The organism is Streptomyces sp. NPDC023527, from assembly GCF_055560115.1.
The window spans coordinates 676,001-692,339 of the sequence record NZ_JBVHJJ010000001.1; the positions used below are offsets into that span (position 1 = coordinate 676,001).

General features: G+C 72.6%; 15 protein-coding genes and 1 pseudogene. 13 read left to right on the plus strand and 3 right to left on the minus strand.

The window, feature by feature from the left end; all coding sequences use genetic code 11:
• Positions 1 to 62 precede the first annotated feature (62 nt).
• The 12 genes from ACZ303_RS03130 to ACZ303_RS03185 all read left to right on the plus strand — a co-directional run bounded on the left by ACZ303_RS03130 (position 63) and on the right by ACZ303_RS03185 (position 11,508).
• Positions 63 to 686, plus strand: a complete 624-nt coding sequence (locus ACZ303_RS03130; protein WP_467334468.1) for a DsbA family protein — start codon at positions 63 to 65, stop codon at positions 684 to 686.
• 49 nt (positions 687 to 735) lie between these two features.
• Positions 736 to 1,386 carry an NAD(P)-dependent oxidoreductase gene (locus tag ACZ303_RS03135; protein ID WP_467334470.1) on the plus strand — a complete coding sequence of 217 codons (651 nt, stop codon included), beginning with the start codon at positions 736 to 738 and terminating at the stop codon, positions 1,384 to 1,386.
• A gap of 88 nt (positions 1,387 to 1,474) precedes the next feature.
• A complete protein-coding gene (locus ACZ303_RS03140; protein ID WP_467334471.1) occupies positions 1,475 to 2,284 on the plus strand; it encodes an SRPBCC domain-containing protein in 810 nt (269 codons plus the stop codon).
• 64 nt (positions 2,285 to 2,348) lie between these two features.
• Positions 2,349 to 3,149: an aldose epimerase family protein gene (locus ACZ303_RS03145; protein WP_467334473.1), complete on the plus strand. Its 801-nt coding sequence runs from the start codon at positions 2,349 to 2,351 to the stop codon at positions 3,147 to 3,149.
• 4 nt (positions 3,150 to 3,153) lie between these two features.
• Positions 3,154 to 3,699, plus strand: coding sequence for an orotate phosphoribosyltransferase (gene pyrE / locus ACZ303_RS03150; RefSeq protein WP_467334475.1), 546 nt, complete (start codon positions 3,154 to 3,156; stop codon positions 3,697 to 3,699).
• Between the two features lie 190 nt (positions 3,700 to 3,889).
• A complete protein-coding gene (fbaA, locus tag ACZ303_RS03155; protein WP_467334477.1) occupies positions 3,890 to 4,912 on the plus strand; it encodes a class II fructose-bisphosphate aldolase in 1,023 nt (340 codons plus the stop codon).
• A 123-nt stretch (positions 4,913 to 5,035) separates the two neighbouring features.
• Complete coding sequence (locus ACZ303_RS03160) at positions 5,036 to 6,598, plus strand: MFS transporter (protein ID WP_467334479.1); 1,563 nt, start codon at positions 5,036 to 5,038, stop codon at positions 6,596 to 6,598.
• A gap of 219 nt (positions 6,599 to 6,817) precedes the next feature.
• Positions 6,818 to 7,231 (plus strand): DUF3151 domain-containing protein, encoded by a 414-nt coding sequence (locus ACZ303_RS03165; RefSeq protein WP_225662546.1) that lies wholly within the window; start codon positions 6,818 to 6,820, stop codon positions 7,229 to 7,231.
• A gap of 171 nt (positions 7,232 to 7,402) precedes the next feature.
• Positions 7,403 to 8,224, plus strand: coding sequence for a tryptophan 2,3-dioxygenase family protein (locus ACZ303_RS03170; RefSeq protein WP_467334482.1), 822 nt, complete (start codon positions 7,403 to 7,405; stop codon positions 8,222 to 8,224).
• Positions 8,217 to 9,440 carry a kynureninase gene (gene kynU / locus ACZ303_RS03175; protein ID WP_467334484.1) on the plus strand — a complete coding sequence of 408 codons (1,224 nt, stop codon included), beginning with the start codon at positions 8,217 to 8,219 and terminating at the stop codon, positions 9,438 to 9,440. Before ACZ303_RS03170 ends, kynU begins: the two co-directional genes overlap by 8 nt.
• Before the next feature lie 116 nt (positions 9,441 to 9,556).
• Positions 9,557 to 10,846, plus strand: a complete 1,290-nt coding sequence (locus ACZ303_RS03180; protein ID WP_467334615.1) for a sensor histidine kinase — start codon at positions 9,557 to 9,559, stop codon at positions 10,844 to 10,846.
• A 17-nt stretch (positions 10,847 to 10,863) separates the two neighbouring features.
• A complete protein-coding gene (locus tag ACZ303_RS03185) occupies positions 10,864 to 11,508 on the plus strand; it encodes a response regulator (protein WP_467334617.1) in 645 nt (214 codons plus the stop codon).
• A gap of 15 nt (positions 11,509 to 11,523) precedes the next feature.
• On the opposite strand, the gene ACZ303_RS03190 is transcribed toward ACZ303_RS03185, so the two are convergent.
• Complete coding sequence (locus tag ACZ303_RS03190) at positions 11,524 to 12,597, minus strand: hypothetical protein (protein ID WP_467334485.1); 1,074 nt, start codon at positions 12,595 to 12,597, stop codon at positions 11,524 to 11,526.
• 175 nt (positions 12,598 to 12,772) lie between these two features.
• On the opposite strand from ACZ303_RS03190, the gene ACZ303_RS03195 reads away from it, so the two are divergent.
• Positions 12,773 to 14,059 (plus strand): adenylosuccinate synthase, encoded by a 1,287-nt coding sequence (locus ACZ303_RS03195; protein WP_130878736.1) that lies wholly within the window; start codon positions 12,773 to 12,775, stop codon positions 14,057 to 14,059.
• 62 nt (positions 14,060 to 14,121) lie between these two features.
• On the opposite strand, the pseudogene ACZ303_RS03200 reads toward ACZ303_RS03195, so the two are convergent.
• Positions 14,122 to 15,933 (minus strand): annotated as a pseudogene (locus tag ACZ303_RS03200) (serine/threonine-protein kinase); the annotation flags it as partial.
• Positions 15,934 to 16,017: 84 nt separating this feature from the next.
• Positions 16,018 to 16,221, minus strand: a complete 204-nt coding sequence (locus ACZ303_RS03205; protein WP_467334486.1) for a cold-shock protein — start codon at positions 16,219 to 16,221, stop codon at positions 16,018 to 16,020.
• Positions 16,222 to 16,339: the final 118 nt, after the last annotated feature.

Here is a 16,339-nt window from a genome sequence, read left to right on the forward strand (position 1 = left end):
GCTTGGACGTAACGCACAACGAACCGATGTGCGCCGACCCTCCGGACCACCCAGGGAAAGACATGGCTCAGCACCAGCTCACCTACGCCTTCGACGCCTACTGCGGCTGGTGCTACGGCTTCGGCCCCACGATCCGCGAGTTCGCCGCCGCGAACGCCGACCGCATCGAGCTGACCGTGCTCAGCGGCGGCCTCTTCACCGGCCCCCGGGCGCGGCCCGTCGCCGCGTACCCCTACATCCCGCAGGCGGACGCCCGGATCGGCGAGCTGACCGGCGTGCTCTTCGGCAAGGGGTACGCCCGGGCGTTCGCCGAGGGCACGGCCGTACTCGACTCGGCCGCCGCCGCGACGGCCCTCGCCGCGCTGCGTGAGCAGGCGCCGGAGCGGACGCTGGAGTTCGCGGGCGCCCTCCAGCGCGCCTGGTACGTCGACGGGCGGCCCCTCTCCGACGCGGCCACGCTGCGCACGGTGGCCGAGGGCCTCGACGGCGTGGACGCCGACGCCGCGGTCGCCGCCTTCGCGGACCCGGCCACCCGGCGCGCGGCGGAGGCCGACTTCCGCGAGGTCCGCCGACTGGGCGTCGACAGCTTCCCCACGTTGCTGCTGCACACCCCCGGCGGGGTGCGGCGGCTCGGCGGCCCGATGACGAGCGCGCGGAACCTGACCCGCGCCCTCGACCAGCACTGACCCTTCCCTCTCCCTTCCCTTCCGTAGTTCTGAATTCTGAGGAGCCCCCATGGCAAAGATCGCTCTCTTCGGTGCCAACGGCACGATCGGCAGCCGCGTCCTGCGCGAGGCGCTGGACCGCGGCCACCAGGTCACGGCCGTCGTCCGCGACCCCGTGAAGGTCACCGAGACCCACGCCGACCTCACCGTCGTCAAGGGCGACGTCCTCGACCCGCAGTCGGTGGCCGCGGCCGCCAAGGGCCATGACGTCGTCATCAGCGCCGTCGGTGGCGGCGACGGCCCCGGCCACCTCGCGACCATCGAGCCCGCGGCGAAGTCCCTGGTCGCCGGGGTGCGCGCGCTCGGCGCCGACGCCCCGCGGCTGATCACGGTCGGTGGCGCCGGCTCGCTCCGCACGCCCGACGGCAAGCAGGTCTGGGACGCCGAGGGCCTCCCGGAGTTCCTGCTCCAGATCATGCACGCGCACGGTGACGCCCTGGACTTCTACCGCACGGTCACCGACGTCCGCTGGACCAACGTCAGCCCGGCCGCTCTGATCGAGCCCGGCGAGCGCACCGGCGCGTACCGCACCGGCCTGGAGGACCTCCTCGTGGACGCGGACGGCAAGAGTCGCGTCTCCACCGAGGACTACGCCGTGGCCCTCCTCGACGAGGTCGAGAAGCCGCAGCACATCGGCGAGCGCTTCACCGTCGCGTACTGAGGCCCCGAGGGCCCCGGAGGACGGGGACCGAGCGAAAGTTCGGCCGGGGAGGCAATGGTGAGGGGCCCGATGGGTAGGCTCGTTTGCTATGGAGCATGAGGTGTTCGTTCCGTTTCCCGTCGAATCCGTTCGACGGGTCCTCTCCGACCCCGCGCGCGTCGTGCGCTGCGTCCCCGGCCTCCAGCAGGACGTCGCGGACGCCGCCGGCGCGCTCGTGGCCGGGCGGCTCCGGCTGCGCATAGGCGGCTCGACCATCACCTACCGGGGCTCGCTGCACCTCGCCGAGCGCGACGGCGCGTACGAGCTGTCGGGCGAGGGCACCGAGGTGCGCGGCTCCGGCACGGTGACGCTCGCGCTGCGCGGGCTGCTGGAGTCGACGCACGGCGGCACCCGCCTGTTCTGCACGGGCACGGTCGGCAGCGGCGGGCGGCTCGCGGAGTTCGACGAGAAGACCGTCGAATCCACCGCGCGCCGGCTGCTGGACCGGTTCGGCGCCGCCCTCGCGGAGGAACTGCGCGAGGACGCCGAGGAGGAGGCCGGTGACGGGCCCCGGCTGGAGGGCGGCAGCGTCTTCGACACCGAGACCCCGCCGCCGTCCCTCGATACGGCGGCGGAGGACGAACTCGACGAGGAGGACCTCGACGAGGACGACGAGGACGACCTGGACGAGGACGCCGACGACGAGCCCCCGGCCGAGGCGGCGCACGCCCGCCGCACGATGATCGGCCGCAGCGCCGAAGAGGTCGACCACGCGCCCCCGAGGGGCCGTTACGCCCCCGTCCCGGCGCCCGAGGCGGCCTCGGCCACCGCGGCGGCCCTGCGCTGGGCCGCGCCGGCGGCCGCGGTGGCCCTGGCATCGGCGGTGGTGGTGGGACGGGTGCTGCGACGCCGCCGTTGAGCCGTCGTCCTCGGCCGCGGACGCAGGAGGTGCCCGGTGCGCCACAGCCCGTAATGTCGGGGACGTGAGCAACGACGACACGAAGACCGTACTGAAGGCCGGCGACGCCGAGCTGACCGTGGACCCGCGCAACGGCTGCCGGATCACGAGCCTCCGGGTGGACGGCACGGAACTCCTGCGGCAGGGCGACAAATACGGTTGCTTCCCCATGGTCCCCTGGTGCGGCCGCATCGAGCTGGGGCAGTTCCGCAACGGCGGCGAGCGTCACCAGATGCCGGTCAACTCCGGACCGCACGCGATCCACGGCACCGGCCGCGACAGCGCCTGGCGCACGGTCAGCGCCGAGGGCGGCTCGGCCGCGTTCACCTACGACCTCGCCGAACCCTGGCCGTACACCGGCAGGGTCACCCAGCTGGTCGAGCTGGCGGAGGATTCCCTCACGCTCACCATGGGCGTCGAGACCTACGACAACTCCTTCCCGGCACAGGCCGGCTGGCACCCCTGGTTCCTGCGCGACCTCGGCACCGGTGAGGACGTCCGGCTCTCCTTCGACGCCGCGTGGCAGGAGGAGCGCGGCGACGACCACCTGCCGACCGGCCGCCGGATCGACCCCCGCCCGGGCCCTTGGGACGACTGCTTCGGCATGCCCGACGGCGTGGACGTCACCCTGACCTGGCCCGGCGCCCTGGAGCTGAAGGTGGCCAGTCGCAGCGAGTGGGTCGTGATCTACGACGAGCAGGCCGAGGCCGTGTGCGTGGAGCCGCAGTCCGGCCCGCCGAACGGGCTCAACACCCTGCCGCGCCTGGTCACGCCGATCGACCCCCTGGAGATCTCCACGACGTGGTCGTGGCGGAGCCTGGCCTAAGCTCATGCCCATGAGCGATGCGCGTGACGCCCTGCTGCAGCAGATCAAGGACAAGGCCGTGGTCCACGGCAAGGTGACCCTCTCCTCCGGCAAGGAGGCCGACTACTACATCGACCTGCGCCGGATCACCCTGGACGCCGAGGCGGCGCCCCTGGTCGGCCAGGTGATGCTGGACGCCACGGCCGACCTGGAGTACGACGCCGTGGGCGGGCTCACCCTGGGCGCCGACCCGGTCGCCACCTCGATGCTGCACGCCGCCGCCGCGCGCGGCCGCAAGCTCGACGCGTTCGTGGTGCGCAAGGCGCAGAAGACCCACGGCATGCAGCGCCGCATCGAGGGCCCGGACATCAAGGGCCGTCGCGTCCTGGTGGTCGAGGACACCTCGACCACCGGCGGCTCGCCGCTGACCGCCGTCGAGGCGGCGCGCGAGGCGGGCGCGGAGGTCGTCGCGGTGGCGACGATCGTCGACCGCGGTGCCGCATCGGCCATCGAGGGTGCGGGCCTGCGTTATGTGACCGGCTACTCCCTCGGGGACCTCGGCCTGTCCTGATCAGCCTCTTCCATGAGAGCGTCGCCGAAGGGCGCGTGGTTTCACGTGAAACCACGCGCCCTTCGCATATGAGCGGGACAGCCCTCATGTGGAGCAATTCAAGGAGTCTGGGAAGATGGGTCCGACGATGACCGTCGCCCCCTAGGTCAGGGCCCGTATCCCGTAACCGCACATCCCAAGGAGCGGACAGATGCCCATCGCAACCCCCGAGGTCTACAACGAGATGCTCGACCGGGCGAAGGCAGGCAAGTTCGCCTACCCGGCCATCAACGTCACCTCGACGCAGACCCTCCACGCCGCGCTGCGCGGCTTCGCCGAGGCGGAGAGCGACGGCATCATCCAGATCTCCACCGGTGGTGCGGAGTTCCTGGGTGGCCAGTACAGCAAGGACATGGTCTCCGGCGCCGTCGCGCTCGCCGAGTTCGCGCACGTCGTCGCGAAGAAGTACCCGGTGAACATCGCGCTGCACACCGACCACTGCCCGAAGGACAAGCTGGACGGCTACGTCCGCCCGCTGCTGGCCATCTCGCGGGAGCGCGTCGCCGCCGGTCAGAACCCGCTCTTCCAGTCCCACATGTGGGACGGCTCCGCCGAGAAGCTCGACGAGAACCTCGCGATCGCGAAGGAACTGCTCGCCGAGGCCGTCAAGGCGAAGATCATCCTCGAGGTCGAGATCACCCCGACCGGTGGCGAGGAGGACGGCGTCTCGCACGAGATCAACGACGAGCTCTACACCACCGTCTCCGATGTCGAGCGCACCGCCGAGGCCCTGGGCCTGGGCGAGAACGGCCGCTACCTGCTGGCCGCCTCCTTCGGCAACGTCCACGGCGTCTACAAGCCGGGCAACGTCGTCCTCAAGCCCGAGCTGCTGCGTCAGCTCCAGGACGGCATCGCCGCCAAGTCCGGCAAGGCCGACCCGTTCGACTTCGTCTTCCACGGCGGCTCCGGCTCCACCGAGCAGGAGATCCGCACCGCGCTGGAGAACGGCGTCGTGAAGATGAACCTCGACACCGACACCCAGTACGCCTTCACCCGCCCGGTCGCGGACCACATGTTCCGCAACTACGACGGTGTCCTGAAGGTCGACGGCGAGGTCGGCACCAAGTCGAAGTACGACCCGCGCACCTGGGGCAAGCTGGCCGAGGCCGGCATGGCCGAGCGCGTCACCAAGGCGTGCGCGGACCTGCGCGCCACGGGCACGAAGCTGAAGTAACACCGCTGACGAAGGGCCCGGCACGCACGCGTGCCGGGCCCTTCGCCGTTCGCACGGCGCGGCCGTTCGCACGGCGCGGCCGTTCGGATGGCCGGGCGCGGCCCGCGCGGGGATGATCCCGGTATGAGCGATACGCCCGGCGATGTGTCCGCCGTACGGCTCGGCACGCCCGCCGGGCGCTGGGTGCTGCTGACGGCGGTGCTCGGCTCGGGCATGGCCATGCTCGACAGCACCGTCGTCAATGTGGCGCTGCCCCACATCGGCCGTGACCTCGACGCCGACCTGGCCGTACTCCAGTGGACCGTCAACGCGTACATGCTCACGCTCGCCGGCCTGATCCTGCTCGGTGGCGCGCTGGGCGACCGGTTCGGCCGGCGCCGGGTGTTCGTGGTCGGCACCGTGTGGTTCGCGATCGCCTCGCTGCTGTGCGGGCTGGCGCCCGACGCCACCGTACTGATCGCGGCGCGGGCCCTGCAGGGCGTCGGCGGGGCGCTGCTCACCCCCGGTTCGCTCGCCCTGATCCAGGCGGTCTTCCACCCCGACGACCGGGCCGGGGCGGTCGGCGCGTGGTCGGGGCTGGGCGGGGTCGCCTCGGCGGTCGGACCGTTCGTGGGCGGCTGGCTGGTCGACGGGCCGGGCTGGCGCTGGGTGTTCCTGATCAACCTGCCACTGGCGGCCGTCTGCGTGACGGTCGCCCTGCGGCACGTACCCGAGACCCGGGATCCGACCGCGCACGGCCGCTTCGACGTCCTCGGCGCGGCGCTGGGCGCGCTGGCCCTCGGCGCGGTGACGTACGCGCTGATCGCCGCCCCCGACCGGGGCGCCTCGCCCTGGGTGATCGGCCCGGCGGTCGCCGGTGTGCTGCTGGGCGTGGCGTTCGTCGTCCTGGAGGCCAGGCGCGCGGACTCGATGCTGCCGCCGTCGATCTTCTCCAGCCGGATGTTCTCGACGGTCAACGTCGTCACGCTCTTCATCTACGCGGCCTTCAGCGGCTTCTTCTTCCTCTCGGTGATCCAGCTCCAGGTGGTGGTCGGCTGGTCCGCGCTCGCCGCGGGCACGGCGCTGCTGCCCACGACGGTCCTGATGCTGCTGCTCTCCGCCCGCTCCGGCCGGCTCGCGCAGCGCATCGGACCCCGGATCCCGCTGACGGCCGGCCCGCTGCTGTGCGCGGCGGGGATGCTGCTGATGACGCGGGCGGGGGAGGGCGCGGTGTACTGGCGCGACGTGCTGCCCGCGCTCGTCGTGCTCGGCCTGGGGATGACGGCGCTGGTCGCACCGCTCACGGCCACGGTCCTGGCCTCGGTCGACGTGGCCCGCGCGGGCCTGGCCAGCGGCATCAACAACGCGGCGGCCCGGGCGGCCGGCCTGATCGCGGTGGCGGCGCTCCCCCTGCTGGCGGGCATGGGCCCGAACGTCTACCGCGACCCGACAGGCTTCTCGGACACGTTCCGCACGGCGATGTCCTGGTGCGCGGGGTCGCTGCTGCTGGCCGCGGCACTGACGTGGTTCACGGTCCCCACGACGGCCCTCCGCACGGGCCCCACGGGCGAACGCCCCTGCCACCCGGAGTGCGCGTACCACTGCGGGGTATCGGCTCCGCCGCTGGACCCGGGAGAGAGGACAAAGTCTTTCCCCCACCCACCCACAGAAGGGGGCGGGCCGGAGGGGGCGGGTCTCGGGGCGTAAAGCGAAGCAGCCCCGAGACCCGCCCCCGGAGGCCCGCACCCGTCGAACAGCCCCGCGCAGCGGATACGGCCCCGCGCAGCGGCGAACAGGCGCAGCGGCGAACAGGGCGGCACCCGGCAACGCGCAGCGGTCGGGCCCCGCGCAGCGGACACCACGGTCCGGGATCGGACCCCCTCGGCCCCTGCTCAGCCAGCGCAGCGACAAGGCAGTATGGGGACCATGTCCATTCACGAGAACCTGCTCGGGGGCCCGCCCCCGACCCACCTGCCCGACGACCCGGAGCCGCGTGAGCTGCTGGCGTCCGGCGCGGCCCCCGCCGAGGTCGCCGCGAAGTACCCGTCGTCCTCGCTGGCGTGGGCACAGCTCGCCGACGAGGCGTTCGAGGGCGGCCGGGTCGTCGAGTCGTACGCCTACGCCCGCACCGGCTACCACCGCGGGCTCGACGCCCTGCGCCGCAGCGGCTGGAAGGGCCACGGCCCGGTGCCCTTCGAGCACGAGCCGAACCGCGGCTTCCTGCGCGCGCTGCACGCGCTCGCGCGGGCCGCGCAGTCGATCGGTGAGCAGGAGGAGTACGAGCGCTGCTCGGCCTTCCTGCGGGACAGCTCGCCGACGGCCGCGAACACGCTCGGCTGAGACGGCGTCCGGCCCGAACGCCCCGCCTGAGGCGGGGCGTTCCGGCTGTCCACAGCCCTTGCCGCGAGCGGCGTCAGGGACGGATGATGCGCACAGGGGACCGGGGCTCCAAGGCCGACAGGAAGGGGCGGACCGCTACCCGGAAGCTTCGCGTCGCCGAGGAGATCCCCGATGTCACAGCAGCCCGTGTCCCCGAAAGTCGACTTCCCGGGCAGCACCCCGTACGAGGACTATGTGCGGGCCTCCGTGCTCGGCCGGCTCCAGGAGCCGCGCTCCGACGACCCCGGCGAGATGTCGTTCCTCGTCACCACACAGGTCATGGAGCTGTGGTTCACGGTCCTGGTGCACGAGTGGCAGACCGCCGCCCGGGCGCTGCGCGAGGACGATCTGGCGGTCGCGATGGCCGCGCTCAAGCGCTCCGTGTACGAGCTCGAATCGCTCAACGCGTCCTGGAAGCCGCTCGCGCATCTGACGCCTGCTCAGTTCAACGCGTACCGCTCGGCGCTGGGCGACGCCTCTGGGTTCCAGTCGGCGACGTACCGCCGCCTGGAGTTCCTGCTCGGCGAGAAGTCCCCCACGATGCTGGTCCCTTACCGCGGTGTGCCCGACGTGCTCGCGGAGCTGGAGAAGGCGCTGCACGAACCGAGCCTGTACGACGAGGTGCTGGGCCACCTCGCGCGCCGGGGCCACGGGATCCCCGCGGCCGTCCTCGACCGTGACGTCCGCGAGCGGCACGTCGCCGATCCGGCGGTCGAGGAGGTCTGGGAGCACATCTACGCGGGCGACCAGAACAGCGCGGAGTGCCGGCTGGGCGAGGCCCTGACCGAGGTCGCGGAGCTGGTGTGGCGCTGGCGCAACGACCACCTCGTCGCCACCCGCAGGGCGATGGGCGCGAAGGTGGGCACGGGCGGCTCCCCGGGGGTGGCCTGGCTGGAGAAGCGGGCGGCCAAGCCGGTCTTCCCCGAGCTGTGGACGGCGCGCAGCCGTGTCTGAGGCGAGGCTCGCCGACGAGGCGGGCGCCTTCGACGCCGCCGATCCGCTGCGCTCCGAGCGGGCCGGCTTCGCCCTGGACGACGACACCGTCTATCTCGACGGGAACTCCCTCGGCGCGCTGCCCCGCGCCGTCCCCGGCCGGGTCGCCGACGTCATCGAGCGCGAATGGGGGCGGCTGCGCATCCGGTCCTGGGAGGAGTCCGGGTGGTGGACCGCGCCCGAGCGCGTCGGCGACCGCGTCGGGCGGCTCCTCGGGGCCGGCCCCGGGCAGGTCGTCGTCGGTGACTCCACCAGCGTGAACGTCTTCAAGGCCGTCGTCGCCGCCGTGCGGATGGCCGATGAGGGTCGTGACGAGGTGCTGGTCGACGCGGCGACGTTCCCCACGGACGGCTATATCGCCGAGTCCGCGGCCCGGATGACCGGCTGCCGCGTCCGGCCCGTCGGCGCCCGGGAGGTGGCCGCCGAGGCCGGGCCCCGCACCGCCGTCGCCCTCGTCAACCACGTCGACTACCGCACCGGCCGCCTGCACGACCTGCCCGGCACGACGGCCGCCGTGCGCGCGGCCGGGGCGCGCACCGTGTGGGACCTGTGCCACAGCGCGGGCGCGCTGCCCGTGGAGCTCGACGCGCACGGCGTGGACCTCGCGGTCGGCTGCACGTACAAGTACCTCAACGGCGGCCCCGGCGCGCCCGCCTTCCTCTACGTACGCCGCGATCTCCAGCCCCGCTTCGACTCCCCGCTGCCCGGCTGGAACTCCCACGCCGACCCCTTCGGGATGTCCCCCGCGTACGCGCCGGCCGAGGGCGCGGCCCGCGGCCGCGTCGGCACGCCCGACATCCTCGCCCTGCTCGCGCTGGACGCGGCTCTCGACGTCTGGGAGGGCGTCCCCCTCGCGGCCGTACGGGCCAAGAGCCTCGCCCTGACGGACTTCTTCCTGCGCTGCGTCGAGGCGTACGTGCCGAAGGGGCGTGTCGAGTGCGTCACACCGGAGGCGCACGGCGAGCGCGGCAGCCAGGTGTCGCTGCGGTGCGCGTCCGGTGCGGAGGAGGTCATGCACGCGCTGATCCGGCGCGGCGTCGTCGGCGACTTCCGCCGCCCGGACGTCCTGCGCTTCGGGTTCACCCCGCTGTACACCGGCTTCGCGGACGCGGAGCGGGCGGCGCGGATGCTGGGGGAGGTCCTGGCCCGAATGGGCCCCCGGCCGGAGACCACGTAGTACTTGAGACGGACCCCCACAGATCCCCATCCAAGGGGACGCCGTCGTCTCTTCCGTTGCCTACCGTTGTTGATGTGACCGACACGTATGAGACCGCCCCGCGCGATGAGCTGCGGATGGTGAAGAGCGCCCTGGGCAGCGTCCGGGAGGACCTGTTCGTCGACGCCTTCGCCTTCCGGCCGCTGCCGCCGCTCCCCGCCGACCACCGGCTGGTGCGGATGTCGCCGCGCAAGGCCGCGCGCTACACCCGGTGGTTTCCGCACGCCGTCCTGCTCGGGTTCACCTGCCTCGTCATGCTGGCGAGCCTCGAACGCGAGGGCGGCGGGCTGTTCGGGATCTTCACGGCGCTGATCGTCGGGGCGCCGATGGTGATGACGCTCGTCCGGCCGATCGGCGCGTGGTGGCTGTCGGCCGGAGCGCTGCTGTTCGCGGGGGTCTTCCTCAACGGCTACGGCTTCGGGCCCTGGTCGCCGGTCGGCTTCTTCTCCCACCTCTTCGTCATGCTGATCGTCTCGCTGCGCACCCGGCCGCGCGTGGCGGCCGAGATGTGGCTGCTCACCGGCGCGCTGGGGATCGTGCCGGCGGTGTTCCTCAGGGCGGTCCACCCGTACGGCAGCGCCTTCTTCCTCACCGACCTCCTCCAGCTCCAGGTCCTGGCCGGGATCCTGCTCTTCGTCGTGCTCGCCGTCCGCGGCCTGCGCGAGAGCAAGCAGCAGGTCGCCGCGCAGGCGGCCGTCACCGAGGCCGAGCGGTCCCGGCGCACCGTGCTGGAGGAGCGCACCACCATCGCCCGCGAGCTGCACGACGTCGTCGCGCACCACATGTCCGTCGTCGCCATCCAGGCCGAGGCCGCGCCCTACCGCGTGCGGGACACCCCGCCGGAGCTCGCCGCCGCCTTCCAGACGATCCGGGAGAACGCCGTGGCCGCGCTGACCGAGCTGCGCCGCGTGCTCGGCGTCGTACGGTCGGAGAACCCCGACGCCTTCGCCGACCCCGAGGCCCCGCAGCCCACCCTCGCCGCCCTGGACGCGCTGCTGGACAACGTCCGCGCGGCCGGGCTGAGCGTCGAGCGCGTGACCACCGGCTCGGTACGGCAGCTGCCGCAGGGCGTGGAGCTGTCGGCGTACCGCATCGTCCAGGAGGCGCTCAGCAACGTCCTGCGCCACGCGCCCGGCGCCGAGACCCGCGTCGAGCTCTCGTACGTCCTCGGCGGCCTCGGCCTGCGCATCGTCAACGGTCCGCCGAACCGCCTCGCCAAGCCCTCCCCGGGCGCCGGCCACGGCGTGCTCGGCATGCGCGAGCGGGTCGGCATGCTCGGCGGCGAGATGACGGCGCAGGGCACGGGCGACGGCGGCTACGAGATAGCGGCGTTCCTGCCCGTGGCCCCGGCGGAGGCGACCGCGTGAGCGCGACCATCCGCGTGATGATCGTGGACGACCAGATGATGGTCCGCGAGGGCTTCTCCGTCCTGCTGAACGCCATGCCCGACATCGAGGTCGTCGGCGAGGCCGTGGACGGCCGGCAGGCCGTCGAGAAGGTCGCGGCGCTGCGCCCCGACGTCGTCCTGATGGACATCCGGATGCCCGTGCTCAACGGCCTGGAGGCGACCCGCGAGATCGTCGCCGCCGACGCGGACGCGAAGGTCCTCGTCCTGACCACCTTCGACCTGGACGAATACGTCTACCAAGCGTTGCGGGCGGGGGCCAGCGGCTTCCTGCTCAAGGACGCCTCCGCCCAGCAGCTCGCCGACGGCGTCCGGGTCGTCGCCTCGGGCGAGGCGCTGCTCGCGCCGACGGTCACCAAGCGCCTCATCCAGGAGTTCTCCCGGCTCGGCGCACCGAAGCCGCCCACCCAGGAGCGCGTCGGCGACCTCACGGAGCGGGAGACCGAGGTGCTGGTCCTCGTCGCGCAGGGCCGCTCGAACTCCGAGATCGCGGCGCACCTCGTCGTCGCCGAGTCCACGGTCAAGACGCACGTCAGCCGCATCCTGGTGAAGCTGGGCCTGCGCGACCGCACCCAGGCGGCGGTCTTCGCCTACGAGGCGGGGCTGGTCACCCCGGGTGGCTAGCACCGGCGGCGCGGCTCATCCCCTCGGCAGGACCAGCCGCCACGCCTCCTCCCGCGCCGTCCACGTGCGCGTACGGACCGGGCCGGTGAGGGCGTTGTCGGCGCGGTAGCGGTAGCCGGGGCCGGAGACTGTGACGCGGCGGGCCCGGGTGCGCAGCGGCCGGCCGGCGGCGTGGGTGTGGATCACGACCTCCGCCAGGCCCTCCACCAGGGAGACGGCGACCCGGGCGACCGGCCGGTCGAGGTCGGCGAGGACCACCCCGTCCGCCTCCACCCGCAGCCGGGTGCACGAGGGCAGCTGGTGGCGCGCGGCCGGGCCGGTGAGCAGGGTCAGCGCCGAACGCGCCGTACGGGCGGCGGGGGACCACCACGGCTGGTGCTCACCCGCCACGCCGCCCGCCGGACCGCCGCCTGTGACTCCGGATACGTCCGTCAGGTCCGGTGGGCCCGGCATCCCCGGCGCGTCGGCCGACATCCCGGACGCCCCCGGGGCGCCGACGCCGGTTACACCCGATTCCGTGGGCACGCCTGCCGGGGCCGGGGTGCCGTCAAGCCGCAGGGCGCCCGTTTCATCCGTTTCGCCCGACCCGTTCGGCTCATTCGTCGTATGGGTTTCCACTGGTTCGACCGATCGGTTCAAGCCACCCGCGCCGGGGATCCACAGCCCGCCCAGGACCATGCCGTCGCCGTCGTCGACCAAGGCGTCCAGCCGCCGCTCCGCGCCGTCCAGGACGGCCCGCGCGGCCGCCACCGCCCCCAGGGGCACACCGAGCGTGCGAGCCAGCGAGACGGCCGGCAGGGCGCCGACGGGAACCAGCGAAACAGGGACTTCCGGCAGCTCACGGCGGCGGTGCAGCACTCTGACGGCGTGCAGCAGCGCCCGGTCGTCGCCGATGACGACGGGCCTCCTGCGGCCGCGCCGGGCCAGGGCGCGCTCGACGTCCTCGGGTCCGTCCGGAAGACATATTTTGGCCACCGCGCCACCGCACAGGACGTCCCTCGCGATGCGTACGGACTCGCCGTCCACACGTCGGGCGACCGGGTCGATGACCACGAGCAGAGGCTGCCCGGTGGAGTCTGGAGCCGACACCTCGGTCCTTCCTCAGGTAATCTCTCGGTGCAAGAGCCCCTGTCGCTGTTGCGCCAGGGGCTTCGTCTATCCGGGGCACCGGTTCGACGGCTCTAGCGTTGGTGTACGCCCTGAGCAAGCGGGGTGACACCACCACGCACGTTGGACATGCCCCGCCCGGAAGGGGTGTACGCCTGTGCCCGCACTTGTGCTGCTCGGTGCTCAGTGGGGTGACGAGGGCAAGGGAAAGGCCACCGACCTCCTCGGTGGATCCGTGGACTATGTGGTGCGCTACCAAGGTGGCAACAACGCCGGCCACACGGTGGTCGTCGGCGACCAGAAATACGCGCTGCATCTCCTCCCTTCCGGAATCCTCTCGCCGGGGTGTACCCCGGTGATCGGCAACGGAGTCGTCGTCGACCCGGCGGTCCTGCTCTCCGAGCTGAGCGGACTCAACGAGCGCGGCGTCGACACGTCCAAGCTGCTGCTCAGCGGTAACGCGCACCTGATCACGCCGTACCACACGACGGTCGACAAGGTGACGGAACGCTTCCTCGGCTCGCGGAAGATCGGCACCACGGGCCGCGGCATCGGCCCGACCTACGCCGACAAGATCAACCGCGTGGGCATCCGCGTCCAGGACCTCTACGACGAGTCGATCCTGACGCAGAAGGTCGAGGCCGCTCTCGACTTCAAGAACCAGATCCTGGCGAAGCTCTACAACCGCCGGGCCATCGAGGCCGGCGCGATCGTCGAGGAGCTGCTCACCTACGCCGAGCAGATCAAGCCGTACGTGGCCGACACGACGCTGATCCTCAACAACGCCATCGACGAGGGCAAGGTCGTCCTCTTCGAGGGCGGCCAGGGCACGCTGCTCGACGTCGACCACGGCACGTACCCCTTCGTCACCTCGTCCAACCCGACCGCGGGCGGCGCCTGCACGGGTGCCGGCGTCGGTCCGACGAAGATCAGCCGCGTGATCGGCATCCTGAAGGCGTACACCACCCGCGTCGGCGCCGGCCCGTTCCCGACCGAGCTGTTCGACAAGGACGGCGAGGCGCTGCGCACCATCGGTGGCGAGCGCGGTGTGACCACCGGCCGTGACCGCCGCTGCGGCTGGTTCGACGCCGTCATCGCCCGCTACGCGACCCGCGTCAACGGCCTGACGGACTTCTTCCTCACCAAGCTCGACGTGCTCACCGGCTGGGAGCAGATCCCGGTCTGCGTCGCGTACGAGATCGACGGCAAGCGCGTCGAGGAGCTGCCCTACAGCCAGAGCGACTTCCACCACGCGAAGCCGATCTACGAAATGCTGCCGGGCTGGTCCGAGGACATCACCAAGGCCAAGACCTTCGCCGACCTGCCGAAGAACGCGCAGGCGTACGTGAAGGCGCTGGAGGAGATGTCCGGCGCGCCGATCTCCGCGATCGGCGTGGGCCCGGGCCGCACCGAGACGATCGAGATCAACTCGTTCCTCTCGTAGGTTCCGCGCGTACGACGTGCATCGAGCGCCCCGATGGCTCCGGCCATCGGGGCGTTCCGCGTTCACCCGACCTTGCGGTAGGTCAGCGGGGCCTCCGCCTTGCCGACCAGTTCGCGGCTCATCCCGCCGTTGGCCAGCAGCGTCAGTTCGCTGCGCGGGCCCGGCTGGCAGTCGGAGGCGGGCTGGGCGAGGGTCACCCGGGACGGGCCGAGGTGGAGCGGGGTGCCGGCCTCGCCGCCGCCGGTCAGGTCCGCGGTCCAGGCGCAGCGGTAGGACTGGCCGTCCTTGTCCGTGCCGCTGCCGCTGATGTCGGCCACGGTCGCGCCGGGCGCGCCCTGCCGGAGGGTGACGGTGCGGGAGTGGGCGCCGGCCTCGGTGGTGAAGTCGGACTGCCAGGTGCCCAGGAACGCCTGCGGTACGGAGCCGGGGCCGGTGCTCGGCCTGCCGTCGGCGAAGGAGGGCGAGGGGGTCTGCGGGGTGTTCGGCGTGGAGTTCCGCGGCGCGGAGGCGGCCGGTGAGGCGCCGCGGGCGCCGTCGCTCTTGTCGTTCTGCTGCTTGAGCAGCACCACCGTCGCGCCACCGGCGATCAGCCCGCCCGCCACCACGGCGGCCAGCATGATCGGCGCCCGCGAGCGGCGCGGGGCGGGCGGCCCGTAGGGGTTGATGGTGTGCGTACCGGTGCCGTACGGATTGCTGCCGTACGGACCCGCGTGCGGGTAGCCGTAGGGGGCGGGCGCGGGGGTCGGCAGGGGCTGGGCGACCGGGTGCCCGGCGGTCACGGTCGGCGGGTCCTGCCGGGCTATGGACGTCGGTTCGGGCATCGGGCCCGGGCCCTGCGCGGAAACCTGCGTCGGGGCGTGCGCCGGCGGCATCGGGCCCGGGGTTCCCACGGGCTCCTCGACGTCGAGCAGTTGCACGGCGTGCCGGCCGAGCCGGGCGACCAGGCCGCCGGGCAGCCAGGGGTCCGAGGACCGCAGATCGGCGAGCAACTCCTCGACGCCCGTGCGCTCCAGGACCTGACCGGGCGTCGGCCGGTCGGCCGGTTCCTTGGCGAGGAAGGCCACGATCAGCGGCCGCAGCGACTCGGGCACCTCGGTGAGGTCCGGCTCCTCCTCGGCGATGCGGTACATCAGGGCGTGCACCCCGCTGTCCGCCGTGCCGAACGGCATCCGGCCGGTGGCCGCGTACGCCAGCACCGAGCCGAGGCAGAAGACGTCGCTCGCCGGGGTGACCCGGGCGCCGCGCACCTGCTCGGGCGACATGAAGCCGGGCGAACCGACGGCCGCGCCGGTACGGGTGAGGCCGCCGCCGTCGGTGACGGTCTCCAGCGCGCGGGCGATGCCGAAGTCGATGACGCGCGGGCCGTCCAGGGTGATCAGGACGTTCGACGGCTTCAGGTCGCGGTGGACGACACCGGCGGCGTGGATGGCCTGGAGGGAGCGGGCGAGGCCGGCCCCGAGGATGCGTACGGAGCGCTCGGGCAGCGGCCCGAAGTCGTGGTCGACGACCTGGCGCAGGGACGGCCCGGCGATGTAACCCGTGGCCACCCAGGGGATGTCCGCCTCGGTGTCCGCGTCCAGGACGGGCGCCGTCCACTCGCCGCCGACCTGGCGGGCGGCCCGCACCTCGGCGCGGAAGCGGCGCCGGAACTCCTCCTGGCCGGCCAGCTCGCGGTGCACGAGCTTGACCGCCACCGTGCGGCCGCGGTCCGAACGGGCCAGGTACACGCGGCCCATGCCGCCCGAACCCAGCCGGCCGAGCAGCCGGTACGCGCCGAGTGCGCGCGGATCCTCGGGCTGTAGTCCTTCGAGATTGTCCATGACGCCGATCTCCTCCCCCGTGTCCCCCGTGTGTTCCTCGCCGGAGAATAGCGGGACGCCAAACGGCCGGGCCCCCGCACCATGAAAGTACGTGGACCCGGCTCGTTGGAGAACCCCGAAGGGACCCGGAAGGAAGGGTCAGGCGGGGATGATGTTCTCCGCCTGCGGGCCCTTCTGGCCCTGCGTGACGTCGAAGTTCACCTTCTGGCCTTCCTGGAGCTCACGGAAGCCCTGGGTGGCGATGTTCGAGTAGTGGGCGAAGACGTCGGGGCCGCCACCCTCCTGCTCGATGAAGCCAAAACCCTTTTCCGAGTTGAACCACTTCACGGTGCCAGTAGCCAAGACAATCTCCTCATTAGGGCAGTACCCAATTTCCGCACAGCACGGAATAATGCAACAGCGCCCGCGGTCACAGACCGTCAGGCGCCGACATGAAATGGGTCCAAAACTGCAACGCGAA